Genomic DNA, 24,872 nt, shown 5'->3' with positions numbered 1-24,872 from the left:
ACCCTCAGTAGCGTAATTTGGCGAGCCCGCCCACCGAGAGGATCAGCCACGATGCGCAGCGCTTATGCCGGCGATCCGTTCACCACCTCAACACCCGAAATCGCCGCGGCGCTCGAGGATGTCAGCATCCCGTCGCTGCTCCTGTCGATGGTCCACATCACCGGCGACCCGCGCTTCATCCGAGACTTCAAACCCATGGGCATCTTCCTCAACGAGATCCAGGGCTTCATGTCCGAGGAGGACAAGGCGCGGGCCCGCGCCGCGGCGCTGCCGGTGCTCGCCGACTACCGCGATCGCGGCTGCCCCGAGCCGGCGCCGCTGAGCATCGACCTCGTCAGGGAGATGATGGACTGGGCGGCCTGCGAACACGTGAGCGACGACTACCTGCCGCTGATGCTCGAAGAGATGGATCTGCAGGGCGCCGATCCGCGCCGCCCGGCGCCTCTGGCCGCCGAGCGCACCACGGAGCTGCCCGTCCTCGTCGTCGGATGCGGCGAATCCGGCATCCTCGCGGGAATCCGCCTCAAGCAAGCCAACATTCCGTTCACAATCGTGGAGAAGAACCCCGGGCCCGGCGGAACCTGGTGGGAGAACAGCTATCCCGGCGCCCGCGTCGATGTCGCCAACCATTTCTACTGCTACAGTTTCGAGCCCAACAACGACTGGAGCCACTACTTCGCCGAGCAGCCGGAGCTGCAGCGGTACTTCGCCGCGGTGATGGACAAACACGACCTGGCCGCGCACGTGCGCTGGCAGACCGAGGTCGTGTCGGCCGAGTGGAACGACGGCGACGGCGTCTGGACCGTCTCGCTGCGGTCCGCGGACGGGCGAACCGGCACCGAGCGGGTGCGCGCGCTCGTCACCGCGGTCGGTCAGCTCAACCGGCCCAGCATTCCCGCGTTCGAGGGGGCCGATACGTTCGCGGGCCGGTCGTTTCACTCGGCGGCGTGGGATCACTCCGTGGACCTCACCGGCAAACGCGTCGCGCTCGTCGGGGCCGGCGCCAGCGGCTTCCAGATCGCGCCTGCCATCTGCGACCGGGTCGAGCGCCTCACCGTCTTCCAGCGCACCGCGCAGTGGATGTTCCCGAATCCGATGTACCACGACGAGGTCGGCGACGGGATGCGCTGGGCGATGCGGCATCTGCCGTTCTACGGCAGGTGGTACCGCTTCCTGGTGCTGTGGCCCGGCGCCGACAAGGGACTCGACGCCGCCCGCTGCGACCCCGACTACAGCGGGGACGACGCGGTCAGCGACATCAACGCCGCCGCCGCGATGATGTTCACCCAGTGGATCACGGGCCAGATCGGCGACGGCCCCGACGCACAGGAGCTGCTGGCCAAGGTGATCCCCGATTATCCGGCCTGCGGTAAGCGGACGCTGCAGGACAACGGCAGCTGGCTGCGGACGCTGCAACGGGACGACGTCGAACTGGTGCGCACGCCGATCCGGCGGATCACCCCGGCCGGCATCGTCACCGAGGACGGTCACGCGCACGACGTCGACGTCATCGTCTACGCCACCGGGTTCCGTCACACCGATGTGCTCTGGCCGCTGAACATCGTCGGCCGCAACGGAGTCGACCTGCACGAGCTATGGGGAAGCCGGCCGTACGCCTACCTCGGGATCACCGTCCCGGGTTTCCCCAACCTGTTCCTCCTCTACGGCCCCGGCACCCACCTCGCCCACGGGGGCAGCCTGATCTTCCAGTCCGAGCTGCAGATGCGCTACGTCAACCAGTGTCTGGAGCACCTGGCCGAAGCCGGGCTGCATTCGCTGGAGCCCACCGCCGAGGCGGCCACCGAATGGCATCGGCGGACGCAGGACGAGATCACGAAGATGGTCTGGTCTCACCCGGCGGTCAAGCACTCGTACTTCAAGAACGCCGACGGCGAGATCCACACCGTCAGCCCATGGCGGCTCTACGAGTACTGGGCCGCGGTGCGCGAACCCGATTGGTCCAAATTCGTTGTGCGATAAGGAAAAAAGCCCATGCGAATCGTAGTCGTCGACGGCCCCCGCACCATCCGCCTGGACACCCGGCCCGACCCGCAACTCCCCGGCCCCGACGGCGCCGTCGTCGAGGTGAGCGCCGCGGGCATCTGCGGATCCGACCTGCACTTCTACGAGGCCGACTTCCCGCTCGTCGAGCCGATGACCCTCGGTCACGAGGCGGTGGGCACCGTCGTCGACGCAGGCCCGGACGTGCGCACCGTCAAGGTGGGCGACCAGGTGATCGTGTCATCGGTGACGGGCTGCGGCGCGTGCCCGGGCTGCGCCACCCGCGACCCCGTCATGTGCCACGCCGGCTTCCAGATCTTCGGTGGCGGTGTGCTCGACGGCGCTCAGGCCGATTTGCTCGCCGTGCCCGCCGCCGACTTCCAGCTGCTCAAGATTCCCGCCGGGATCAGCACAGAGCAGGCACTGCTGCTCACCGACAACCTCGCCACCGGCTGGGCGGCGGCCCAACGCGCCGACATCCCGTTCGGCGGCACCGTGGCGGTGATCGGACTGGGAGCGGTCGGCCTGTGTTCGCTGCGCAGCGCGTTGTTCCAAGGCGCGGCAACGGTTTTCGCGATCGACACCGTCGATGGCCGCCTAGACCGCGCCGCCGCCTGGGGCGCGACCCCGCTCAAGGCGCCCGCGCTGGAGGCGATCTTGGCCGCCACGGGCGGCCGCGGCGCCGACTCGGTGATCGACGCCGTCGCCACCGACGCGTCCCTGACCGACGCGCTCAATGCGGTGCGGCCGGGGGGCACCGTGTCGGTGGTCGGGGTGCACGACATGAATCCGTTTCCCCTCAACGCGCTGGGTTGCCTGATCCGCAGCGTCACGCTGCGCATGACCACGGCGCCGGTGCAGCGCACCTGGCCGGAGCTGATCCCGCTGCTGCAGTCCGGCCGGCTCGACGTGGATGGAATCTTCACCACCACACTGCCGTTGGAGGAGGCGGCAAAAGGCTATGCGACCGCGGCGTCCCGGACGGGCGACGACGTGAAGATTCTGCTGCAGACCTAGCTGCGGTTGCGTTGCCGGGTCAGGTGCCGGAGCCGCCGCACCGGACCGCGCCGTCCCGAGGCAAGACACATCACCGGCCACCCGTGCGCCGCCGCCGCGGCGGCGAGCCCCGCGCGCGGGTTCACCGGTCGCGGATAACCCACCAGCGACATCGACGCCGCGTCCTCGTCGCCGTCGGCATAGAAGTAACTGCTCTGCAGGGCAATGCCGTTGTCGGCGCAGAAGCGTTGCACTGCATCCGCTTTCGTGGCTCCCCAGACGATGGGTCGGACGATTCCGCCGGTCAGGCGGCCGGAATCGTCGACCTCGAAGTGGTTGCACTGGACGTTGACGATCCCGAGGAAGCGGGCGACCGGCAGCGCCTGCATGGACAGCGCCGACGAACTCAACACCACCGTGTGCCCGCGTTCCTGATGCGCCTGCACCACCTGGTGCATGCGGACGTACAGTCGCGAGGCCACCCGTTCGGTGAACAGCCGCTCGCCCAGCTCCTCGAGGTCCTCGAGGGCTTCGCCGCGCAGGTAACCCGCCGCGCGGAGGATCAGGTGCTCGAACTCCAGCCGGCCGAAGCGGTACCGCAGCGCCGCCTCGAAAACGCCGAGCAGCTCCCCGATTCCGGCCTGCCGGCGCCTGATTCGGTCGCCGACGTGCACCGCCGCCGTGAACCCGTCGACCAGGGTGCCGTCGAGGTCGAAGAATGCGCCGACGGTGGGCCCGGGTGCGCTGGCGCGGATCTCGGTCAGGGCATCGGCGGGGGAGAGTCTGGTCGCCTTCGCGGTGATCGATGCCATGCCCGTGGCCTCACCGACTCGCGGTGACGTATTGCGACCGCATGAAGCTGTCGATCTTGACGTCGACTTCGGGTGGCGTCATCCCGTAGGCCGCCTGCAGCTGCAACGTGTTGCGCACGGGTTCGACGTTCCACCCGTGCGGCGCCAGCCATTCGGCGGGGCCGGTCCGCGGTTCGTAGGTGAGGACGGAGAAGTCGACGTCACCCGACATGTTGACGCCGGGGTGGGCCGCCTCCAGGGCCTCGAGCTGATCGTGGTCCAAGCGTGATCCCAGTGCACCGACCGCGACTCGGCTGCCCGGCGCGCTGAGCCCGCTGATCCGGGTGAACAGCGTGTTCTGCGCCTCGTCGGTGAGGTAGGGCAGGATGCCCTCCACGGACCAGGCGCTGGGGCTTTCCACGTCGAAGCCCGCGGCCTCCAGCGACCTCGGCCAGTCGGTGCGCAGGTCGGCCGCAACCTCGACCCGGCGAGCCTTGGGCACCGCGCCCCGGTCGCCGAGCACGCCTGCCTTGAACTCCAGCACCTTCGGCAGGTCGATCTCGAAAACCGTTGTGCCGTCGGGCCAGTCCAGGCGGTATGCCCGCGAGTCCAGGCCCGCGGCCACGATCACCGCCTGCCGGATACCGGCCTCACCGGCCGCGGTGAAGAAGTCGTCGAAGAACCGGGTCTGCACGCCGTAGAGACGAGGGAAGGCCAACTCGTCCTCGGTGGTTCCCGGGTTCGCGAGCACACCGGCCAGGTAGCGATCCTGCGACGCCGCGATGAAGTCTTTGGCGTACTCGTCGCGGACCAGCGGGTGCGGGCTCACGGCGTGCACCGCGCGCCAACCCGCAACCAGCAACGCCGTGTAGCCCACGCTGCTGACGATGTCCCAGTGGTCGTCGTCGCAACGTTGCGACCCGAACTCGCGCGACGCGGTCATGAGATGCGCTCACGGATGTCTCGCAAGGTCAGGCCCTCCCGTTCCACACTCCCCGACGATCCCAAGGTACTCGCAGGGCCGGCCTCAGAGCTCTAGAAACACCGTCACCGGCCCGTCGTTGACCAATTCCACCTGCATGTTCGCGCCGAACACACCGGTCTGCACCTCAGCGCCCAGATCCCGCAACGCCTCGGCGAACGCGGCCACCACCGGTTCGGCGACGGATCCGGGAGCCGCGGCGTTCCACGACGGCCGGCGCCCCTTCGCGGTGTCGGCATACAGGGTGAACTGGCTGACGACCAGGATCGGCGCGGCCACCTCGGCGGCCGAGCGTTCGCCGTCGAGGATCCGCAGGTTCCACAGCTTGTCGGCGAGGCGCCGCGCCTTTCCGGCGTCGTCGCCGTGGGTGACGCCGACGAAGGCCAGCAGGCCCTGACCCTCGGGCCGGACCGCAGCGACCACCTCTCCTTCGACCGACACCGTCGCCGACGAGACCCGTTGCACCAGAACCCGCATGGGCCTCGATGCTGCCAGGCCGGTTCGCGGGGGCCGGGTTGGGTACGCTCGTCGAATGTCGGTGCTGGTCGCGTTTTCCGTGACGCCGCTGGGCGTGGGCGAGGGTGTCGGCGAGATCGTGGCCGAAGCGGTTCGGGTGGTGCGCGATTCGGGGCTGCCCAACAAGACCGATTCGATGTTCACCGTCATCGAGGGCGACAGCTGGGCGCAGGTCATGGATGTCGTGCAGCGCGCGGTCGAGGCGGTGGCCGCACGCGCGCCCAGGGTCACCACGGTGATCAAGGCGGACTGGCGCGCCGGGGCCGAGGACGCGATGACGCAGAAGGTGGCCGCGGTCGAGCGCTACCTGGCGGGGGGTTGACGCTGCGCGGCCGCCCGTTCGGCCACGTCGGCGTGGACGGCGAACGCCGCCAGTAGGCTCGTGCCGGTGAGCGCACGCGCAGGCATCGTCGTCACCGGAACCGAAGTCCTGACCGGAAGGGTCCAAGACGCCAACGGCCCCTGGCTCGCCGACCGGCTCCTCGAGCTGGGCGTCGAACTCGCCCACGTCACCATCTGCGGTGACCGCGCCCAAGACATCGAGGCGCAGTTGCGGTTCATGGCCGAGCAGGGGGTCGACCTCATCGTCACCAGCGGCGGCCTGGGCCCGACGGCCGACGACATGACCGTCGAGATCGTCGCCCGCTTCTGCGGTCGCGAGCTGGTGTTGGACACCGAGACCGAGAGCAAGATTGCCGACATCCTCAAAAAGCTGATGGCGCACTTCGACCAGGGCAACTTCGAGGCGGTGCGCGCGGCCAACCGCAAGCAGGCCATGGTCCCCGCAGGCGCCCAGGTGCTCGATCCCGTGGGCACCGCGCCCGGCGTGGTGGTGCCCGGGAAGCCGACCGTGATCGTGCTCCCCGGGCCGCCGCGCGAGTTGCAGCCCATGTGGCGCCGGGCCGTCGACACCCCGGCGGCGCAGCAGGCGATCGCCGGGCGAACCGTCTACCGGCAGGACATGCTGCGGATGTTCGGGCTGCCGGAGTCCGGGCTGGCCGAATCGCTGCGCGAGGCGGAGAAGGAGATACCCGGCTTCCCTTCCCTGGAGATCACCACCTGCCTGCGGCGCGGGGAGGTCGAGATGGTCACCCGCTATGAACCGGACGCGGCCGACACCTACGCGCGACTGACCCGTTTCCTGCGCGACCGGCATGGGGCGCAGATCTTTTCCGACGACGGGTCGCGGGTCGACGACCTGGTCGCCCGGCTGCTCGCGGGCCGCTGGATCGCGACGGCGGAATCGTGCACCTCCGGGCTCCTGGTCGCGCGGCTCACCGACCGTCCCGGCTCATCCGAATACGTGGCGGGCGGCGTGGTCAGCTACTCCAACGCGGCCAAGACGGAACTGCTCGGCGTCGACCCGGCGCTGATCGAGGCGCACGGCGCGGTGTCCGAACCGGTCGCCGAGGCGATGGCGAGGGGAGCGCTGCGGCGCTTCGGGGCAGACACCGCCGTCGCGATCACCGGCATCGCCGGGCCGGGGGGCGGGACCGACGACAAGCCGGTCGGGACGGTCTGCTTCAGCCTGATGCTCGCCGACGGGCGCGCCGACACCCGCGCGCTGCGGCTCCCGGGCAACCGGTCCGACGTCAGGGAACGCTCGACGACGGTGGCGATGCATATGCTGCGGCGCCTGCTCACCGACGGCAAAGCGGAGTAGTCACGTCACCTTCGTTGGCAGGAAAGCGCTTTCGGCGGTCCCGAAGCGGATGCCGGTGGCGTCCCTGCCGGCCAGCGTCAGCAGCGCGACGGCGAGCAGCACCGGCACGATGGTCGCCGCGAGCGCGAAGGGGTAGCCGTGCGATTCGGCCAGCCGCTCCTGGATCGGCAGATTGAACGCCGCAAGCAGATTGCCCAGCTGGTACGTCACGCCGGGGTAGAGGCCGCGGATGGCGTCCGGCGACAGCTCGGTGAGGTGGGCGGGGATCACGCCCCAGGCGCCCTGCACGAACAGCTGCATCAGAAACGATCCCAGGCACAGCATCGCCGCGGTGCGCGAGTAGGCGAACAGCGGAACGATCGGCAGCGCCAGCAGCGCGCAGAAGACGACCGTGTAGCGGCGACTGAACCGCTGCGACAACGTGCCGAAGAACAGCCCGCCGACGATGGCGCCGATGTTGTAGACCACCACGATCCACTTGACGCTGACGCTCGACAGCCCGGCGCCGTGACTGGCGGTGGCTGTGAGGAAGGTCGGGTAGACGTCCTGGGTGCCGTGGCTCATCCAGTTGAAGGCGGTCATCAGCAGCACCAGGTAGACGAACCGCCGCACGATCGCGCCGTCGCGCAGCACGTCGCGGATCCGGGTGCTGGTCAGCTTCATCTGGTCCTGCGCGGCCTCCCACACCTCGGACTCCTCGACCCGGTATCGGATGATCAAGCTGATCAGCGCGGGGATGACGCTCAACGCGAACAGCCAGCGCCACGACAGGCCCAGCATGTTCATCACGACCAGCGACGCGAGGCTGGCCAGCAGGTAGCCGAACGCGTAGCCCTCCTGCAGCAGCCCGGAGAAGAACCCGCGCCGCTCGACGGGGACCTTCTCCATGGCCAGCGCGGCCCCCAACCCCCACTCGCCGCCCATGCCGATGCCGTAGAGCAGGCGCAGGATCACCAGCACCGTGAAGTTGGGCGCGAACGCGCACAGGAACCCGACGACGGAGTAGAACATCACGTCGACCATCAGCGGCAGTCGCCGGCCGACGCGGTCGGCCCAGAGCCCGAAGAGCAGCGCGCCGACCGGCCGCATCACCAGGGTGGCGGTGGTGACGAATGCGACCTCGGCTTTGCTGTGGTGGAACGTCTTCGCGATGTCCGCATAGACGAGCACCACGATGAAGTAATCGAACGCGTCCATCGTCCAGCCCAGCAGCGCGGCGACGAAGGAGTTTCGCTGATCGGCGGTGAGCTTGTTTGCGCGGCTCTGTGATGTCACGTCAGCATCGTGACCTACCGGGCGCGCCGGCGCGAGCCGTTTCGACGCGCGATTCGCGGGAGTAAGTTCGCGATACATGCGGATCATCGACGCCGACGGCCATGTCGCCGAGGCCCCCTCGCTTGCGGCCGAAGCAATCAAACGCTGGCCGCAGCACGTCAAGCCCGCGGCCGACGGCCGACGGTTGACGTTCGAGGGCCGCAACTATCCCGAGGACCGGGGCCCCGGGGCCGGTTGCCCGCCCGAGCACGGGATCAGCAAGGCGCCCGGCATCCGGTGCCGTTCCGCCGAAGGGGTGCTCGCGGACGCCGATCGCGACCACATCGACACGATGGTGCTGTACCCGAGTCTCGGGCTTTGTGCGCCCACCCTCGAAAACCCGGATCTGGCAGTCGGATTCGCCCGGCTCTACAACCGGTGGCTCGCGGGGTACTGCGGGTCCTCAAGCGGGCGCTTGCGCGGCGTCGCCGTGGCCCCGATCGAGCACGGCCGGGCGGCGATCGACGTCATGACCGAGGCCAAGGAGCTGGGCCTGGTCGCGACGCTCGTCCCGCCGGCGCTCAAGACCCGCAACCTCGACCACCCCGACCTGGACCCGTTCTACGCCGCCGCCGCCGACCTCGGTATGCCGCTCGGCGTGCATGGCGCCCCCGGAATGCACCTGCCGAAGATCGGCGTGGACCGGTTCACCAACTACATGCAGGTGCACTGCGTCAGCTTCCCGTTCGACCAGATGACGGCGATGACCGCGCTCGTGTCGGGCGGCGTCTTCGAGCGTCATCCGCGGTTGCGGGTGGCGTTCCTCGAGGCGGGCGCGGGCTGGGTGCCGTTCTTCATGGATCGCCTGCACGAGCACTACGAGAAGCGGGGGAACTGGGTCGAGCGGGGTTGGCGGCGCGACCCCCACGAGTATCTGGCCGCCGGCAACATCTGGGTGACGTGTGAGCCCGAGGAGCCGATCCTGCCCGGCGTGATCGACGTGCTGGGCGCCGACTTCATCATGTTCGCCAGCGACTACCCGCACTGGGACGGCGAATGGCCCGAGAGCACAAAGCATCTGCGCAACCGCGCTGACATCAGCGAGGAGGCCCGCGAAAAGATCGGCGGGCTCAACGCGCAGCGTTTCTACGGCTTGACCTAAACGGCGATCGCGAGCGCGGCGAAGCCGGGCGAAGCGGGTCGCCGTCAAACCCCCACGGCGATCGCGAGCGCGGCGAAGCCGGGCGAAGCGGGTCGCCGTCATACCCCCACGGCGATCGCGAGCGCGGCGAAGCCGGGCGAAGCGGGTCGCCGACACGACAACCAACGGCGATCGCGAGCGCGGCGAAGCCGGGCGAAGCGGGTCGCCGTCATACCCCCACGGCGATCGCGAGCGCGGCGAAGCCGCACAGACGGCCGGCCGGGTGGCACGATTTGCGCATGGGCCCATTTCTGCTCCGCGCGGTATTGACCGGATTGGCGCTGTGGTTGGTGACCAAGCTCGTCCACGGAATGAGTTTCGTCGGCGGCGACACGAAGCTGCAGCGTGCCGGCATCATCTTCGTCGTCGCGGTGGTCTTCGGCCTGGTCAACGCGTTCGTCAAGCCGGTCGTCCAGTTCTTGTCGATCCCGCTGTACATCGTGACGCTCGGCCTCTTTCACGTCGTCGTCAACGCGCTCATGCTCTGGATCACCGCGTGGATCACGACGAACACGACGCACTGGGGCCTTCACATCGACCACTTCTGGTGGACGGCGATCTGGGCGGCGATCGTGTTGTCGATCGTGAGCTGGGTGCTGTCGTTGATCGTGCGTGACTTCGCCCGGTGAGGTCACGCGTCGACGAGGCGCAGCACGTCCTGCGCGCACCCCCAGGACAGGGTCACGCCGTTGCCGCTGTGCCCGTAGTTGTGAACGCACAGCCCACGGCCCAGGGGCTCGGCCTGAACCCGCACCGACGGGCGGTCGGGACGCAGGCCGGTGATCGTCTCGATCACCTTGGCGTCACCGAGCCGCGGCTCGACGCGCCGGCAGCGGGCCACGATCCGCTCGGTCACGTCGGGGTCGGGCGTGGTGTCCCAGCGGCCGGGAATGCTGATCCCGCCGCACACCACCCGCTCGGGGTGAGGGAAGTAGCACGTCCATTCCGGCCCGCTGTTCATCTCCATAAACAGTTGCCGTAAGCCGGGGTTGGTGAGCACGACGTGCTGGCCGAAGATGGGTCGCACCGCCTCGTCGCCCACCAATTCCCCCGAACGGAGCCCGGCGCAGTTGACGACGATCGGCGCCGCGTCGGCCGCCTCGGCCAGCGAGGCCACCGGGCGCTCCTCGATCTCGCAGCCGGCCGCGGCCAGCCGCCGCACCAGATAGTCGAGGTAGTGCGGCATGTCGATCATCGGCAGGGTGGCCCGGAAGCCGTTCCGGAAGCCCTCCGCAAGGTCGGCGTCGTCCGCCGGCCGCAGGTCGGGGATCAGCGCCGCGGCCGCGGCCATGGCCTCGGTCGCGGTCAACTCGCCGACGGCCATCGCCGGCGCCATCTGCACCCCGGTGTCCGGGTCGCCGGCCAGCTCGCGGAACACCCGGAGGGAGCGTTCGGTCCAGTCCAGCGTGTTGCTTGCGCGTTCGGCCGGGCGCGGGGGCATCCACACCGCGCCGGCCACCGCCGAGGTGGTCCGCTGCGGCATCGCGTCCGACCAGACCCGCACCTCCCGGCCCGCTTCGGCCAGACAGATCGCCGATGTCAGCCCGCTCACCCCGGAGCCGACCACGACAATTTCGCGCCCACTGGCCACGGCGCCACGGTAGCGAAATCCGGCCGACCGTGCCGTCGTGGGCTCGCGGCCTCAGGCGGCGCCGAGAAACATCAGGACTGGGGCGGCGTGGAGGGCTGCGGGCTGGGGGAGGAATGCGGGGGTTGCGGTGCGTTCCCACCCAGCAGCCCGTTGAGAATTCCGAGGGTGCCCTGCACGCCGGGCGGCGGGGTGTTGGGGGGCACGGACGCGTCGGGGGTCAGCTGCCAGGTCTGGCAGCCGCTGGTCTTGAACGACTTGTCCGTCGGGTCGATCTGGACCACCTGCGGCTTCTTCGAGATGGCATTGTCGATCAAAGCGCCGTCGGGGTTGCCCGACCGCTTCCAGTAGCAGGTCCCGTCGCCGACGGGCCCTGCCGAGCTGTAGATTCCCGGCGCGATGTCGGTGCCCACCGCGTACGTGCCGTCGTGATCGATGGTCGTCTTCGGTCCCGGCGGCGGCGAGGGTTCGGGGTCGGCGCCGGCCGCCGTGGCACCCCATGCGCCCCAGCCGGCCATCAGCAGTCCCGCCGCGGCGCCCGCCGCGACCGGCCGTGCGTGCTTTCGACCCATAACACCGCAGGGTACCGGGGCGCGGGGTCCATTTCACATCCGCGCAGCTCAGCCGCGTCCCCAGCCGTCCCAATAGGTGACGGTCTCCGCCGGTGGGCGTGCGGCGGGACGAAAGTCGGTACCGATGGTGTAGGCCACCGGGAACAGCGCGGCCTGGGTGACGTCGGCCGGGATGTCCAGCAGCTCGGCCACCTCCCGCTCCTTGGCCAGATGGATCGTCGTCCACACCGAACCCAGTCCGCGGGACCGCAGGGCCAGCAGGAAGCTCCAGCCGGCCGGGATGATCGACGCCCAGGCCGACGCGGCGGTCACCAGGTTGTCGCCGTCGAACCGCCGGTTCAGGCAGGGGATGACGTGGACGGGAACCCGGGCCAGGGTGTCGGTGAGCGCCAGCGCGCTGGCGTAGACGCGCCGAGTCTGTGCGTCCGCCGTCTGACCGGCGGCCTGCGCGAGGTACTGCTCGCCGATGCTGCGGTAGATGTCGGCGATCGCGGCGCGTTTGCCGGGGTCGGTGATCACCAGCCAGCGCCAGTCCTGCGCGTTGCTCGCCGTCGGCGCCTGCATCGCCAGCCGTATGCATTCCAGGATCACCTCGCGGCCGACGGGCCGGTCGAGGTCGAGGCGCTTGCGCACCGACCGCGTGGTGGTCAGCAACTCGTCGACCGAGGCGATGTCCATTTTCCGTCCTTCTGGCGTGCGCTAGTCCCGGTTCATGATGCCCGCGGCGTCGCGCACCATCTCGCGCAGGATGTCCGCGGCCGGGCGCAGCTCGGTGATGCGTCCGATCGCCTCGCCTACCAGGACGGTGATGACGTCGAAGTCCTCGGCCGCGACTCCCTCCCGGAATGCGCTCACCGCTTCCGGTAGCCGCGCCACCAGTTCGGACTCGTTGCCGTGCCACGCCTCGATCAGCGCGTTGCTCACCAGCCGCGCATCGTATTGCTCGGGCCAGTCGCGTTGCCGCACATAGTCGTACACCCGGGTGCGGACGGTGTCGTCGCCACCAGCGGCCAGGCCGCGCCGGTGCGCGCGCGGCGACACCAACGCTTCGGGCGTCGCCCAGAACCTGGTGCCGACGAGCGCACCGTCGGCTCCCAGAGCCAGCGCGGCCGCCAGCCCGCGGCCATCGGCCACGCCGCCGGCGGCCACCACCGGGGTCCCGGGTGAGCGTTCGGCGGCCAGGTCGACGACGTCGGGCACCAGGGTGAAGGTCGAGCGGGCGCTCATCCCGTGTCCGCCGGCCTCGCAGCCCTGAGCCACGATGATGTCGGCGCCGGCGTCCAGCGCCTGACGCGCCTGCTCGAGGTTTTGCACCTGCGCGGTCAGCGGAACGCCGGCCGCGTGAATGCGCTCGGCGAACGGCCGCAGATCACCGAAGGACAGCATCACCGTCGCGGGCAGCTGCTCCAGCGCCAGGTCGAGCGGGGCCGGGTTGCCCGCCAGGCTCCACGTGATGAACCCGTACCCGACGCGTACGCCGCCGGCCTCGCCGATCTGGGCTTGCAACCAATCGGCGTCGCCGTAGCCTCCGCCGATCAGGCCCAGACCACCCGCGCCCGTAACCGCCGCGGCGAGCCGACCGCCGGCGACATCGGCCATCGGCGCCGACAGGACCGGCTGCTCGATCCCGAGGAATGCGGTGAGGCGGGTGGACAGCGACACGGTCGGGCTCATTGCAATTCACCGGTGAGGAATTGGGCCCGCCCGTGACCGAATGACCAGTCCTCGTCGTTGTTTTCGGTGATCGAAACGATTAGGTCCGCCGGATCCAGGCCGCATCGCTCGGCCAGGTTGGACGCGAGCAGCTTGTAGAACAGCTCCTGCAGCGCCCGAACCTCCGACGGGTCGCGGCCTTCGATGAGGTCGATGTACAGCAGCGGCATTGTCTTCCTCCAGTCGGACGCTTCGGCCGACTGGCCGGTGTGGCGTCACCACCGACGCTAGGTCCCGCGAACGCATCCGTGAAATGCCCGGTTTCGTGCATCTATGCTCTGCAGGCATGGGCGGGCTGGAGACCGGCCGGGTCGAGTTGCGTCACCTGCGGGCGTTCGAGGCGGTGGCGCGGCTCGCGTCCTTCACGAATGCGGCCGAGGAACTGCGCATCACGCAACCGGCGCTCAGCCGCACCATTCGGCAGCTCGAAGACGCGGTGGGAGTCACCCTGCTCGACCGCAGCTCGCGGCACGTGGAGCCGACGCCGGCCGGGCGTACGTTCCTCGAACACGTCGAACGGGCCCTGGCCGAGCTGGCACGCGGGTTCGACGCCGTGCGCAGGCGGGCGGCCCTTCGCCTGGGCTTCAGTTGGCTGCTGCCCGACCCATGGGCGCAGCGGACCGTGGCCCGGTTCGAGCGGACGGCCGGCGCGGCGGTCAGCCTGGTCCGCACCGATGACGCGCTGGGCGCCGTGCAGCAGGGGCGGGTCGACGTCGCCGTGATCCGCGGCCCGGTGCGCGGGGGAGTCGCAACGCCGGCCGTCCGCATCGTGCACCTCTTCGACGAGTCGCGAGTGGCGGTGTGCTCCATCCAGTCTCCGTTGGCGGCGCGGCCCGAGCTGGACTGGTCCGAGGTCCCGAGATGGCCGCTCGTCGTCAACGTCACCAGCGGCACCACGGGACCGTGGTCGTGGCCCGCGGGCAATAGGCCCGAAACAGTGGTTGAGACAAATAATTTCGACGAGTGGCTCGAATCGGTGGCCGCCGATCGTGGCATCGGCGTCATCCCCGACGTCGCGGTTCGGCGCAGCATCCACCCCGGCGTGCGGTTCGTCGCGCTGCGCGGCGCGCCGCCCAGTCCGGTCGCCCTGGCTGTGCCGCCTCGCGCGCGAAACGCGGTACTGCGCCGCTTCATCGAGGCGGCCGTCGCGAGCGTGTAGCGGCCCGGGTCAGGCCAGCGGCGCCAAACCGGAGCGAACCAGATTCAGGCTGGCGGCGACGGTCTCACCCAAATCCGCCACGCAGCCGTTGCGGCCCCAATTCTCCACTGCCACGACCAGACCCGCAGCGAGGACACCGCCCGCGACCTCCGCGGCTAGGTCGATTTCCGCTACGCCGCGGTTCCGGTTCCGGACGAACTCGGTGAGCACGGCGGCGAACGATGACTGCACCACCCGCAGGTGGCTCGCTATCCGGTCGGCGCTGATCAACTCCGCCCGGGCCGAGGCGGCCTGCCGGACCACCTCCAGGTCGTGCGGGAACGCGGCGACGCTGGCCAGCACCGCGTCGAACAGCGACTCGTCGGGCGGACGCTGCGCCAGCGCTTCGGCGAGCCATTCCAGCTGGGTCTCGTAATCGGCGAACAGCACCGCTTCCTTGGTCGGGAAGTGCCGGAAGAAGGTCCGCTCGGTGACGCCCGCCTCCCGAGCCAGCTCGATCACCGTGACGTTCGCAAAGCCCTTGTGCGCGAAACATTTCAACGCCGCCTGCCGCAGCGCCTCGTGCGTGGAACGTCGGCGCAGTTCGTGGCGGTTGGTCGACGCGGTCATCTCGCGCCGATCGTAACCCAGTGTCGACGTACCCCGGCCGGCATCTTCCAATTATGTCAGTACTGACATATCGTGGCATCCACCATATCGAGGAGGGACCGCGGCGATGACGGATTACGACGCGATCGTGGTCGGGGCCGGCCACAACGGGCTGACGGCTGCGGCGATCCTGCAGCGCGCGGGCTTGCGCACGCTGTGCCTGGAGGCCAACACCTACGCCGGCGGCATGGCCGCGACGGTGGAACTCATCGACGGCTTCCGCTACGAGATCGCGGGTTCGGTGCAGTTTCCGACCGCCAGCCGGATAACCAAGGAGCTCGGCCTCGACACGCTCCCCACGGTGGAACCGGAGGTGATGTCGACCAACATCGGGGACTCCGGTGAGGAGCCGATGATCTTCTACCGCGACCCGGTGCGGCTGATGACCCACCTCGGGGACAAGCACGGGGCCGAAGCCGTGGCCGGCATGGCCGAACTGATCGGCTGGAGTCAGGGGCCCGCGCGGGCGTTGGGGCGCTTCGACGTCTGCACCCCGCCGAAGACCCTCGACGAGATGTACGCCTGCGCCACAAACGAAGCCGAGCGCCGCGCGATCCACGAGATGCTGTTCGGGTCGGCGATGGATGTGATCGACCGCTACCTGCCCGACAAGGAGAAGCACGCGGTCATGCGCGGGATGCTGGCTTTCCTGGCCGTCAACTCGACGTACCGCGGGCCCTACACCCCGGGCAGCGCCACCTGTTTGGCGTTCGCGTTGGCCGTGCCCACGGAGGGCGCCGCCATGATGACGAAGCTCGAGGGTGGCATCGGTGCGCTCACCGAGCACCTGCGCGAGCTGTTCGTGTCGCACGGCGGCGAGCTGCGGTTCCGGGCCAAAGTCGAGCAGATCCTCGTCGACCACGGCGCGGCGACCGGCGTGCGGCTGCGTGACGGATCGACGGTGTCGGCGCCGATCGTGGTGTCGAACCTGGCGCCCGACGTCACGCTCAACGAGCTCGTCGGCCCGGAACATGTTTCGGCCGAGATCATTTCGCGCCTGTCCGGTCGTGACCATCGCGCGTCGTTCGTGCAGATCCACTTCGCCCTGGACGGCCTTCCACAGTTCGCCCCGCCCTACGACCTGCTGAACGAGGCGGGCATGCAGCAGTCGATCGGCATCTTCGGCTCGCCGGAGGAACAACAACTGCAGTGGGAGACCTGCCGCCGGGGCGCCGTCCCCGACAACCCCTCGATGGGCTTGCAGATCCCCTCCGTTCACGATCCGGCCCTCGCCCCGCCCGGCAAACACGCCGCGAGCGCCTACGCCTACGCCTTTCCGGTCGAATCCGACCGCCACCACCATGGCCACCTCAAAAACGAGATGGCACAGCGGGTCATCGACAAGATCACCAGGTTCGCGCCCAACTTCACCGACATCGTGCTGCGCCACATCACCTTCGCGCCGTACCACATGCAAACCATGTTCGGGGCGCCCTCCGGCGACTTCTGCCACGGGCTGTTGCATCCGGACCTGATGGGGCCCAACCGGCCCGGGCCGAAGGGCTTCCTGGACCTGCCCATTGCGATCGACGGCCTCTACCTCGGCGGGGCCGGTTGCCACGGCGGCCCGGGCATCACCTTCACTCCGGGCTACAACGCCGCGTACCAGGCGCTCGACGACATGGCCTGAGGCCCCGCCGTCAGGCGCCGAACGTCCCGACGAGTTGCGCCTGTCCCGTCGAGGCCTGCGCGATCGCCTGCACCGCTTGCGCGCCCGCCAGGCCCGGGGCGAGCTGGAGCGTGGCGGGCATCGCGTACAGGGTGAACCGGTAGTGGTGCATCCCGGTGCCCGGCGGCGGGCAGGGCCCGGTGTAGCCGGCCTGCCCCGCGGAGTTGGGCAGGCTGGTGGCCCCGGCGGGGGTCTGCCCGTCGCCGGTGCTGCCGGGGCCCGGCGGGATGCCGACCACGATCCAGTGGATGTAGGTCCCGCGGACGGCGTTCGGGTCGTCGACGACGAGCGCTGCCTCCGACGGCGTGGACCACGCGAGCGGCGGCGCCAGGTTGCCTCCGGTGCAGGTGTACTGCGCCGGAATGGGGGCGCCCTCGGCGAACGCCGGACTGCTGATCATCAGCGGCCCGCCGGCGGGCGCCTCGGCGATGGTGCGGCCGACGGTGGCCACCTCGGGCGAGACCGGGCCGGCCCCGAGCGTCCCGGACCATGCGAGCGCCGCCAGGAGCGCCGTCCCCACGACCGCGCGCGAGATCCGCCCGGGCCTGCTTGCCAGTGTCGATCTCATGGGAAAAGTCTGGCTCACTGCAGTCCGGGAGGGAAGCCGCGGTGAGCGCCTACTTTCCCCGTTTGACCTCGAGCACCCGCTTGCGCAGGCCCTTCGTCGCGGTCTCCATCAGGCTCTTGGCCCCCTGCTTGACCAGGAAGCCGGGGACGGGCATCAGCAGGTCCACGGTGAGGTCGAACCGGACCCGAGTGGAATCACCTTCGGGCGTCAGCGTGTAGCGGCCGTCCTGGGCGCGTTGCTGTTTGGCGCTCACCAGCGTCCAACTCACGCCGTCGTCGTGGACGGTGTAGTCGAGCACCTGCTCTTCGGTGAACCCGACGAGCTTGACCACCTGTTTGGATCGGCGCGGGCGGCCCTGGTCGTCGCGTTCGACGACTTCGACCGTCTTGTGCACCGACGACCACTCGGGCAGCGCCTCGAGGTCGAACAGCACATCCATGACCTCGTCGGGCGTCGCCTCGATGACGACCTCGCGGGACTCGGTGACAGCCATGGCACGGAACATAACCGAAGCGACGACGTTCGAAACGGCCTTCGCCGGGGCCGCCAGGCGCCGTCGACATAAGGCTGCGGCATCGGGGGAGGGCCGCTACGTTCTGACTTTGTGCGTTTCGCCTGGGAACGTCTGGCTCCGACCGTGCACCGCTGCCGGCTTCCATTCTGCGACGTGACCGTCGGCCTGGTGCTCGGCCGCAGCGGGGCGCTGCTGGTCGACACCGGCAGCACCCTGGTGGAGGCGGCCGCCATCGACGCGGACGTCCGGCGGCTGGCGGGGCGCCCGGTCAGCCATATTGTGTTGACGCACAAGCACTTCGACCACGTGCTGGGCTCCTCGGCCTTCGGCGGCGCGGACATCCTCTGCGCCCCCGAGGTCGTCGATTATCTGTCGTCGGGACGGGGCCTGATCCGCGCCGACGCGATGCACCACGGCGCCGACCCCGCTCAGATCGACGCCGCGATCGCGGCCCTGCGGCCGCCACGCGCGGGTGTCTACGACGCGGCGGTCGATCTGGGCGACCGCCGCGCCACCGTCACCTTCCTCGGCCGGGGTCACACCGCGTCCGACCTGGTGGTGCTGGTGCCCGGGGCGGTCGACGGCGACCCCACGGTGGTGTTCACCGGCGACCTCGTCGAGGAGTCCGCCGACCCCGCCATCGACGCCGACTCCGACGTGGCGGCCTGGCCCGCGACGCTCGACCGCGTGCTCGCGGCCGGCGGGTCCGGGGCCATCTACGTTCCGGGCCACGGAAACCTCGTCGGCGCCGAGTTCGTCCGTCGTCAGCGGGACTGGCTGCGCGGCCGCGCCGGTGCCGAATCTTTCGGCTCGGGCCTTTCGACCCCTGATTGAACCGTTGTGGCCGGGGATAGACTCCTACTCAGCGGTAACCTGCCGAACAGGAGCGAAATCAATGGCGATCATCGACACGGACACCGAGGTCCGGACATCCTTCGAAGACGACGTCAACACGACGCAGCGGTACTTCGACAGCCCGCGCTTCGCCCACATCACCCGCCTCTACACGGCCCGCCAGGTAGTCGAGCAACGGGGCACCATCCCGGCCGAGTACGTCGTGGCGCGCGACGCGGCCGGCGCGTTCTACGAGCGCCTGCGCGAACTGTTCGCCGCGGGGAAGAGCATCACGACCTTCGGCCCCTACTCGCCCGGCCAGGCCGTCGCCATGAAACGGATGGGCATCGAGGGGATCTATCTCGGCGGCTGGGCGACGTCGGCCAAGGGTTCCACCACCGAGGACCCCGGGCCCGACCTCGCCAGCTACCCGCTGAGCCAGGTGCCCGACGACGCCGCGGTGCTGGTGCGCGCCCTGCTCACCGCCGATCGCAACCAGCAGTACCAGCGCCTGCACATGAGCGAGGCGCAGCGGGCGGCGACGCCGGCCTACGACTACCGTCCGTTCATCATCGCCGACGCAGACACCGGCCATGGTGGGGATCCGCACGTGCGCAACCTGATTCGCCGCTTCGTCGAGGTCGGTGTGGCGGGCTACCACATCGAGGACCAGCGGCCGGGAACCAAGAAGTGCGGGCACCAGGGCGGCAAGGTTCTGGTGCCGTCCGACGAGCAGATCAAACGCCTCAACGCCGCCCGGTTCCAGCTCGACGTGATGAAGGTGCCCGGCATCATCGTCGCGCGCACCGACGCCGAGGCCGCCAACCTGATAGACAGCCGCGCCGACGAACGCGACCAGCCGTTCCTGCTCGGCGCTACCAACCTCAACATCCCGTCCTACAAGGCCTGCTTCCTGGCAATGGTCCGGCGCTTCTACGAGCTGGGCGCCAAGGAGCTCAACGGTCACCTGCTGTACGCGCTGTCGGACGCGGAGTATGCCGCCGCCACCGCGTGGCTGGAGCGTCAGGGCATCCAGGGCCTGATCTCCGACGCCGTGAACGCCCGCCGTGAGGACGGCTCGGATTCGATCGACGACCTCTTCGACCAGGTCGAGTCGCGGTTCGTGGCGGCCTGGGAGGACGACGCGGGCCTGATGACCTACGGCGAGGCCGTGGCCGAGGTGCTCACCTTCGGGGAGAGCGAGGACGAGCCCAGCGACATGAGCCCGCAGGAGTGGCGCCGGTTCGCTCAGCGCGCCTCCCTCTACGACGCCCGGGCGAAGGCCAAGGAGCTGGGCGTGGACCCGCCGTGGGACTGCGAACGGTCGAAGACCCCGGAGGGCTACTACCAGATCCGCGGCGGCATCCCGTATGCGATCGCCAAGTCGTTGGCCGCGGCGCCGTTCGCTGACATTCTGTGGATGGAGACCAAGACCGCCGACCTCGCCGACGCCCGCGAGTTCGCCGAGGCGATCCACGCCGAGTTCCCCGAACAGATGCTGGCCTACAACCTTTCGCCGTCGTTCAACTGGGACACCACCGGCATGACCGACGAGGAGATGAAGAAGTTCCCCGAGGAGCTCGGCAAGATGGGCTTCGTCTTCAACTTCATCACCTACGGCGGACACCAGATCGACGGTGTCGCGGCCGAGGAGTTCGCCACCTCCCTGCGGCACGAGGGCATGTTGGCGCTGGCGCGCCTGCAGCGCAAGATGCGCCTGGTCGAGTCGCCCTACCGGACGCCGCAGACGCTGGTCGGCGGACCCCGCAGCGACGCCGCGCTCCAAGCCTCGTCCGGGCGCACGGCGACGACCAAGGCCATGGGCAAGGGCTCGACCCAGCATCAGCACCTGGTGCAGACCGAGGTGCCCAAGAAGTTGCTCGAGGAGTGGCTGGCGCTGTGGAGCGAGCACTATCAGCTCGGTGAAAAGCTGCGCGTGCAACTGCGGCCCCGGCGGGCCGGCTCGGACGTGCTGGTGCTCGGAATTTACGGCAACGGGGATGAGCAGCTGGCCAACGTGGTCTTCGACCCGATCAAGGACCGCCACGGCCGCAGCATCCTCACGGTGCGCGACCAGAACACCTTCGCCGAGAAGCTGCGGCAGAAGCGGCTGATGACCTTGATCCACCTGTGGCTGGTGCACCGGTTCAAGGCGGACGCCGTCTACTACGTCACGCCCACCGAGGACAACCTGTATCAGACCTCGAAGATGAAGTCCCACGGCATCTTCCGCGAGGTCAACCAGGAGGTCGGCGAGATCATCGTCGCCGAGGTGGACCGCCCGCGCATCGAGGAGCTGCTGAAGCCCGACCGCGTTGCGCTGCGCAAGCTGATCACCAAGGAAGGCTAGGCGGCGCTCCGCCCGTCGCACGCCATGTCCGGCGGGCGTGACTGACCCGACGCCGACACGCGAACCGCCGGCGTGGGATGCCGTATGTCGCGTGCGGGCCCCTCCGCACAGGTCACGATTCGAGCAACACGACCCCGGCGACAATCGCGCTGAACACGCGTACAAAGCATTCCGATGGCGATAGTTGCATAGGTGTATGCTTGGGTCGTACAGACGAAATCTATTGGAAGTAGCACATTCCGGAACGGGGATATCCCATGAAGACATCCGCAAAGGTCGCACGTGTTACCGCCGGCGCGGTCACCGCCTTGGTCCTGAGCGCCGGGTTCAGTGGGGTTGGCGCCGGTCAGGTCGGCGGCGGTTCGGCAGTGACGCCGCCACCCTCGTCGAGCGCCGCGCACGCGCCGTCCGCGCCGCAGCACGCGACCCTCACCACCTGTGTCTCCGGTCTCGACCCCTGCTAGAGCGTGTCGAACGACGGTCGCGGCCGAGCCTCCTGAGTAGTAGGCGATGCGGCCTGAGCGTGCACAGGCCGCCAGCGACCTGTCCGCGCAAGTCACGCTAGTTAAATCCTGGTCCGCACCTATCCGAGCGACGCGGCTGGTCGTACGATCTTGAGATGCTCTGGGTTTCCACGTATGGGCGTGGATGGGAGGCCCGCGGACGCCATCTATGCCCGCCGACGCTGGGGATGGATAAGGCGAAAAGTGTTGGCATTCCGTGAAACTCAACCACCACAAGTTCGCCCTGAACAACGGTGTCAGTGAGATCCCGGCGCTGGGGTTCGGGACATCGCTTTCCGATCGCACGAAGACGCGCAGCGCGGTGACGACAGCTGTCGAGGTAGGTTTCCGTCACCTCGACGCCGCGGAGCGGTACCGCAACGAAGCGGAGGTCGGCGCGGCGCTCAAAGATCTATTCGCCGCCGGGACGGTGCGGCGCGAGGACTTATTCGTGACCACCAAGCTGTGGAACAACAACCATCGACCGCGACGAGTCAAACCCGCGTTGCAAGCCAGCCTGGACAGGCTCGGCCTCGAGACCGTCGATCTGTACCTGGTGCACACCCCGTTCGCCTTCCGTCCTGGCGACGACCAAGATCCCAGGGATGACAACGGTCAGGTGATCTACGACGAACAGGTCACGTTAGCGCAGACGTGGCAGGCGATGGAGCGCCTCGTGGACGACGGACTTGCACGGGCAATAGGCCTGTCCGATATCGGCGTCGAACGCACCCGCGAGATCATCGAAACCGCGCGAATCAAGCCGGCGGTCGTGGAAGTCGAGTCGCATCCGTATCACCCGCAATGGGAGCTCCATGAACTCTGCCAGGCACACGGAATCATCTTGTTGGCGTTCGCATCGCTGGGCCACGCATTAGAACCGCGACTGCTCGATGACCCGCTCATCGTCTCGATCGCTGCACGTCATGGAAAGACACCGGCGCAAGTGCTCTTAGCCTGGGGGATACAGCGCGGCACCGCGGTGCTCACCGGGTCGGTCACACCGTCACGCATCAAAGAGAACTTCGATGTCACCGCCCTGCCCGAGAGCGCAATCCGGGAAATCAGCGAACGTCTCGAGACGCGGATCCGGTTTAATTCCGTTGCGGACGGCGGGGAACCGGGCTTCGCTGAGGTTCCTTCCGACAAGTGACGGCAATGACTGTCGCGTTCGTCCTCGGGCTGACACGGTCGACCCGCTGCACGCCGACGTCATCGCGGCCACAGACGAGAGTGCCGCTCGCCTGACGCCGAGGGGACTGACTTTTCGCGAGCGCCCGCAGTCATGGAGTCATGGAGTCGTGGAGTCTCGCATTTAGAGCAACGAGCGTGCTCAGATCGTGTCTCGGCTGTGTCGGGAATGATCGGACGAGGGCCTCTGTTTGAAGTGGCGTCTTCAAAATTAGACAGACAGGTCTACTCAATCAGGAGTCGTCATGACGGAACAATCGCACAGTCGGCCGCCGGTGGCCTTGGTGACCGGGGCGACCTCGGGCATCGGCCGGGCAGTCGCATTGAACTTGGCGCGTGACGGTTTCGAGGTGATCGTGCATGGCCGCGACGCCGAACGGGGCGCGGCCACTGTCGATGAGATCGCCGCCAACGGCGGTCGGGCGCGGTTCGTCGCGGCGGACTTAGCCGACGCCGACGCGGTGACGGCGTTGGCGGCAGAGGTTGGTGAGGTTGAGGTGCTGGTCAACAACGGTGGGATCTCTTGGTTCGGTCCCAGCGCGGAGCTGGACATCGAGACCTTTGATCACTTGTTCGACAGCAACGTGCGCGCGGCCTACCAGCTGGTCGCTGCACTGGCGCCGGGGATGGCCGAGCGTGGGCACGGCAGCATCGTCAGCATAGACAGCATGGCCGGGCACGTCGGCTTGGCCGGCGGAGCCGCCTACGGGGCCACCAAAGCGGCGCTGACCGCGATGTCACGGGCGTGGGCGGCCGAGTTCAGCCCCTCGGGGGTGCGGGTGAACACGGTGGCGCCTGGGCCGGTGTTCACAGCCGAGTCCAAGCGCGACCTGATCGAGAATCTGGCCGGCACCACGCTACTGAATCGGGGCGCGCAACCGCAGGAGATTTCCGAGGTCGTTGCCTTCCTCGCCTCCGACAAGGCCAGCTACATCACCGGCGCGGTCATCCCCGTCGACGGCGGCCGGACGGCGGTGTAGAAGATGACCAGCAGCTATGTGCCCAGCCCCAGTGATCGCGTACGTGAGCAGGTCGCGCTCTACGAAGCCACCGGCGGAGTCGAGGGCGGCACCCTGGAGGGCCGACCGGTGGTCATCTTGACCACCATCGGCGCCAAAACCGGCAGCGTCCGGAAAAATCCGGTCATGCGCATCAAGCAGGGCGACACCTACGTTGCCGTCGCCTCGGCCGCCGGCGCCCCCACTCATCCGGCGTGGTACCGCAATCTCATTGCCCACCCACGGGTGACGCTGCAGGACGGCGCCACCGTGCATCACCTGCGGGCCCGGGAAGCCCACGGTGCCGAGAAAGCGCAATGGTGGGAGGTCGCCGAACGCTTCTGGCCGCACTTCCCCGAATACCGCGCCAAGGCCGGCGATCGCGACATTCCGGTCATGCTGCTCGAACCGGTCGAACAGTCCGACAGCGCAACGGATGTCGACCAAGTGGCCGGGGAGAGCTGATGGTCAACGCGACACGGCCGACCACCGGCACGAGTGCGCCAGCGCCGAGGCGCTCGGCTCGCCAACGGCTGCTCGATGCCGCCGACGAATTGTTTTATGACGAAGGCGTCCATACCGTGGGCATCGACCGTGTTATCGAACACGCTGGAGTGGCCAAGGCGTCGCTGTACAACGCGTTCGGCAGCAAGGACGAATTGGTGCAGGCCTATCTCGATGGACGGCACGCGCGCACCCTCGCCCGTCTGCGGGCCGCGGTGCAACAGCACAGTGACCCGGTGGCGCGGGTGTATGCGGTCTTCGACGCCCAAGCCGAAATCCTCGCCCAGCCCACCTTCCGTGGTTGCGCGTTCATCTCGGCTAGCGCCGAGGCGCCGCCCGGCGGAATGATCGAACACGCCGTCGACGCCTACCGCGCCGAGCTACGGGAACTGTTCACCAGCCTCGCCGCAGACACCGGTGCCGCCGATTCCCGGACACTGGGACGCCAACTGCACCTCGTCTACGACGGCGCCATCCTCAGCGCGCAGATGGATCACGACCCGTCCATCGCGGCGGAGGCTCGCGCCGCGGTCACGGCACTGCTCACCACAGCACTCCAGAGCAACGAACTATCGACTCCACCGATAACTGGGCGCTCCCACCAAGGCGGCCCACGCCCGAAGAAGGAACGACGGTGAGCATTGACCTCCTCGGCAC

The 24,872-nt window shown here is 68.8% G+C and carries 26 protein-coding genes and 1 pseudogene; 15 read left to right on the top strand and 12 right to left on the bottom strand.

The window, feature by feature from the left end:
• Window positions 1-51: 51 nt before the first annotated feature.
• On the top strand, window positions 52-1,980 hold the full coding sequence (locus tag G6N48_RS06500; RefSeq protein ID WP_085271183.1) for a flavin-containing monooxygenase: 1,929 nt from the start codon (window positions 52-54) through the stop codon (window positions 1,978-1,980).
• Between the two features lie 12 nt (window positions 1,981-1,992).
• Window positions 1,993-3,040, top strand: a pseudogene (locus G6N48_RS06495) (alcohol dehydrogenase catalytic domain-containing protein); the annotation flags it as partial.
• On the opposite strand, the gene G6N48_RS06490 reads toward G6N48_RS06495, so the two are convergent.
• The 3 genes from G6N48_RS06490 to dtd form a co-directional block, all read right to left on the bottom strand.
• Window positions 3,015-3,809: an HAD-IB family hydrolase gene (locus tag G6N48_RS06490; RefSeq protein ID WP_085271181.1), complete on the bottom strand. Its 795-nt coding sequence runs from the start codon at window positions 3,807-3,809 to the stop codon at window positions 3,015-3,017. The pseudogene G6N48_RS06495 and the gene G6N48_RS06490 sit on opposite strands and share 26 nt — an antisense overlap.
• A gap of 10 nt (window positions 3,810-3,819) precedes the next feature.
• The gene (locus tag G6N48_RS06485) at window positions 3,820-4,731 is read right to left on the bottom strand and encodes a class I SAM-dependent methyltransferase (protein ID WP_085271180.1); all 912 of its coding nucleotides are present in this window, start codon (window positions 4,729-4,731) and stop codon (window positions 3,820-3,822) included.
• Between the two features lie 84 nt (window positions 4,732-4,815).
• A complete protein-coding gene (gene dtd, locus G6N48_RS06480; protein WP_085271179.1) occupies window positions 4,816-5,247 on the bottom strand; it encodes a D-aminoacyl-tRNA deacylase in 432 nt (143 codons plus the stop codon).
• A gap of 55 nt (window positions 5,248-5,302) precedes the next feature.
• On the opposite strand from dtd, the gene G6N48_RS06475 reads away from it, so the two are divergent.
• Together G6N48_RS06475 and G6N48_RS06470 are read left to right on the top strand one after the other, a co-directional pair.
• The gene (locus G6N48_RS06475) at window positions 5,303-5,608 is read left to right on the top strand and encodes an MTH1187 family thiamine-binding protein (RefSeq protein WP_085271178.1); all 306 of its coding nucleotides are present in this window, start codon (window positions 5,303-5,305) and stop codon (window positions 5,606-5,608) included.
• Between the two features lie 66 nt (window positions 5,609-5,674).
• The gene (locus G6N48_RS06470) at window positions 5,675-6,949 is read left to right on the top strand and encodes a competence/damage-inducible protein A (RefSeq protein ID WP_456299180.1); all 1,275 of its coding nucleotides are present in this window, start codon (window positions 5,675-5,677) and stop codon (window positions 6,947-6,949) included.
• On the opposite strand, the gene G6N48_RS06465 is transcribed toward G6N48_RS06470, so the two are convergent.
• Window positions 6,950-8,302, bottom strand: a complete 1,353-nt coding sequence (locus G6N48_RS06465; protein WP_085271176.1) for a sialate:H+ symport family MFS transporter — start codon at window positions 8,300-8,302, stop codon at window positions 6,950-6,952. It lies immediately after the preceding gene.
• Here G6N48_RS06465 and G6N48_RS06460 point away from each other — a divergent pair.
• Both G6N48_RS06460 and G6N48_RS06455 read left to right on the top strand, forming a co-directional pair.
• Window positions 8,301-9,365 carry an amidohydrolase family protein gene (locus G6N48_RS06460; protein WP_085271175.1) on the top strand — a complete coding sequence of 355 codons (1,065 nt, stop codon included), beginning with the start codon at window positions 8,301-8,303 and terminating at the stop codon, window positions 9,363-9,365. The two genes, G6N48_RS06465 and G6N48_RS06460, sit on opposite strands and share 2 nt — an antisense overlap.
• Window positions 9,366-9,643: 278 nt before the next feature.
• Window positions 9,644-10,033, top strand: a complete 390-nt coding sequence (locus G6N48_RS06455) for a phage holin family protein (RefSeq protein ID WP_085271174.1) — start codon at window positions 9,644-9,646, stop codon at window positions 10,031-10,033.
• 2 nt (window positions 10,034-10,035) lie between these two features.
• On the opposite strand, the gene G6N48_RS06450 is transcribed toward G6N48_RS06455, so the two are convergent.
• The 5 genes from G6N48_RS06450 to G6N48_RS06430 all read right to left on the bottom strand — a co-directional run bounded on the left by G6N48_RS06450 (window position 10,036) and on the right by G6N48_RS06430 (window position 13,447).
• Window positions 10,036-10,995 carry an FAD-dependent oxidoreductase gene (locus tag G6N48_RS06450; protein WP_085271173.1) on the bottom strand — a complete coding sequence of 320 codons (960 nt, stop codon included), beginning with the start codon at window positions 10,993-10,995 and terminating at the stop codon, window positions 10,036-10,038.
• 71 nt (window positions 10,996-11,066) lie between these two features.
• On the bottom strand, window positions 11,067-11,564 hold the full coding sequence (locus G6N48_RS06445; RefSeq protein WP_085271172.1) for a hypothetical protein: 498 nt from the start codon (window positions 11,562-11,564) through the stop codon (window positions 11,067-11,069).
• 48 nt (window positions 11,565-11,612) lie between these two features.
• Complete coding sequence (locus tag G6N48_RS06440; protein ID WP_085271171.1) at window positions 11,613-12,242, bottom strand: nitroreductase family protein; 630 nt, start codon at window positions 12,240-12,242, stop codon at window positions 11,613-11,615.
• A gap of 21 nt (window positions 12,243-12,263) precedes the next feature.
• On the bottom strand, window positions 12,264-13,226 hold the full coding sequence (locus G6N48_RS06435) for an NAD(P)H-dependent flavin oxidoreductase (RefSeq protein ID WP_197745613.1): 963 nt from the start codon (window positions 13,224-13,226) through the stop codon (window positions 12,264-12,266).
• Window positions 13,227-13,234: 8 nt separating this feature from the next.
• Window positions 13,235-13,447, bottom strand: coding sequence for a tautomerase family protein (locus tag G6N48_RS06430; protein ID WP_085271169.1), 213 nt, complete (start codon window positions 13,445-13,447; stop codon window positions 13,235-13,237).
• Between the two features lie 116 nt (window positions 13,448-13,563).
• On the opposite strand from G6N48_RS06430, the gene G6N48_RS06425 reads away from it, so the two are divergent.
• The gene (locus tag G6N48_RS06425; protein ID WP_085271168.1) at window positions 13,564-14,436 is read left to right on the top strand and encodes a LysR family transcriptional regulator; all 873 of its coding nucleotides are present in this window, start codon (window positions 13,564-13,566) and stop codon (window positions 14,434-14,436) included.
• 9 nt (window positions 14,437-14,445) lie between these two features.
• Here the strand turns inward: G6N48_RS06425 and G6N48_RS06420 are convergent, their stop codons facing one another.
• Window positions 14,446-15,045 (bottom strand): TetR/AcrR family transcriptional regulator, encoded by a 600-nt coding sequence (locus G6N48_RS06420; protein WP_085271167.1) that lies wholly within the window; start codon window positions 15,043-15,045, stop codon window positions 14,446-14,448.
• Window positions 15,046-15,151: 106 nt separating this feature from the next.
• Here G6N48_RS06420 and G6N48_RS06415 point away from each other — a divergent pair, with 106 nt between their 5' ends.
• A complete protein-coding gene (locus tag G6N48_RS06415) occupies window positions 15,152-16,714 on the top strand; it encodes a phytoene desaturase family protein (protein ID WP_085271166.1) in 1,563 nt (520 codons plus the stop codon).
• A gap of 10 nt (window positions 16,715-16,724) precedes the next feature.
• Here the strand turns inward: G6N48_RS06415 and G6N48_RS06410 are convergent, their stop codons facing one another.
• Window positions 16,725-17,321: a YbhB/YbcL family Raf kinase inhibitor-like protein gene (locus G6N48_RS06410; RefSeq protein WP_085271165.1), complete on the bottom strand. Its 597-nt coding sequence runs from the start codon at window positions 17,319-17,321 to the stop codon at window positions 16,725-16,727.
• Window positions 17,322-17,370: 49 nt separating this feature from the next.
• Window positions 17,371-17,814, bottom strand: a complete 444-nt coding sequence (locus G6N48_RS06405; protein WP_085271207.1) for an SRPBCC family protein — start codon at window positions 17,812-17,814, stop codon at window positions 17,371-17,373.
• Window positions 17,815-17,925: 111 nt separating this feature from the next.
• Here G6N48_RS06405 and G6N48_RS06400 point away from each other — a divergent pair, with 111 nt between their 5' ends.
• The 7 genes from G6N48_RS06400 (at window position 17,926) to G6N48_RS06370 (ending at window position 24,853) form a co-directional block, all read left to right on the top strand.
• Complete coding sequence (locus G6N48_RS06400) at window positions 17,926-18,669, top strand: MBL fold metallo-hydrolase (protein ID WP_085271164.1); 744 nt, start codon at window positions 17,926-17,928, stop codon at window positions 18,667-18,669.
• 61 nt (window positions 18,670-18,730) lie between these two features.
• A complete protein-coding gene (gene aceA / locus G6N48_RS06395) occupies window positions 18,731-21,019 on the top strand; it encodes an isocitrate lyase ICL2 (RefSeq protein WP_085271163.1) in 2,289 nt (762 codons plus the stop codon).
• 257 nt (window positions 21,020-21,276) lie between these two features.
• Window positions 21,277-21,483 carry a hypothetical protein gene (locus G6N48_RS06390; protein WP_139825961.1) on the top strand — a complete coding sequence of 69 codons (207 nt, stop codon included), beginning with the start codon at window positions 21,277-21,279 and terminating at the stop codon, window positions 21,481-21,483.
• A 256-nt stretch (window positions 21,484-21,739) separates the two neighbouring features.
• Complete coding sequence (locus G6N48_RS06385) at window positions 21,740-22,675, top strand: aldo/keto reductase (RefSeq protein ID WP_085271162.1); 936 nt, start codon at window positions 21,740-21,742, stop codon at window positions 22,673-22,675.
• 283 nt (window positions 22,676-22,958) lie between these two features.
• Window positions 22,959-23,693 (top strand): SDR family NAD(P)-dependent oxidoreductase, encoded by a 735-nt coding sequence (locus G6N48_RS06380; protein ID WP_085271161.1) that lies wholly within the window; start codon window positions 22,959-22,961, stop codon window positions 23,691-23,693.
• Between the two features lie 3 nt (window positions 23,694-23,696).
• Complete coding sequence (locus G6N48_RS06375; RefSeq protein ID WP_085271160.1) at window positions 23,697-24,176, top strand: nitroreductase family deazaflavin-dependent oxidoreductase; 480 nt, start codon at window positions 23,697-23,699, stop codon at window positions 24,174-24,176.
• Window positions 24,176-24,853, top strand: a complete 678-nt coding sequence (locus G6N48_RS06370) for a TetR/AcrR family transcriptional regulator (RefSeq protein WP_085271159.1) — start codon at window positions 24,176-24,178, stop codon at window positions 24,851-24,853. The genes G6N48_RS06375 and G6N48_RS06370 overlap by 1 nt, the downstream gene beginning before the upstream one ends.
• Window positions 24,854-24,872: the final 19 nt, after the last annotated feature.

Origin of the sequence: Mycobacterium parmense (genome assembly GCF_010730575.1) — a bacterium.
Taxonomy (GTDB): Bacteria; Actinomycetota; Actinomycetes; order Mycobacteriales; family Mycobacteriaceae; genus Mycobacterium; species Mycobacterium parmense.
Note: the sequence above shows the minus strand (reverse complement) of the source record. Positions and strands in the feature narration are given on the sequence as shown.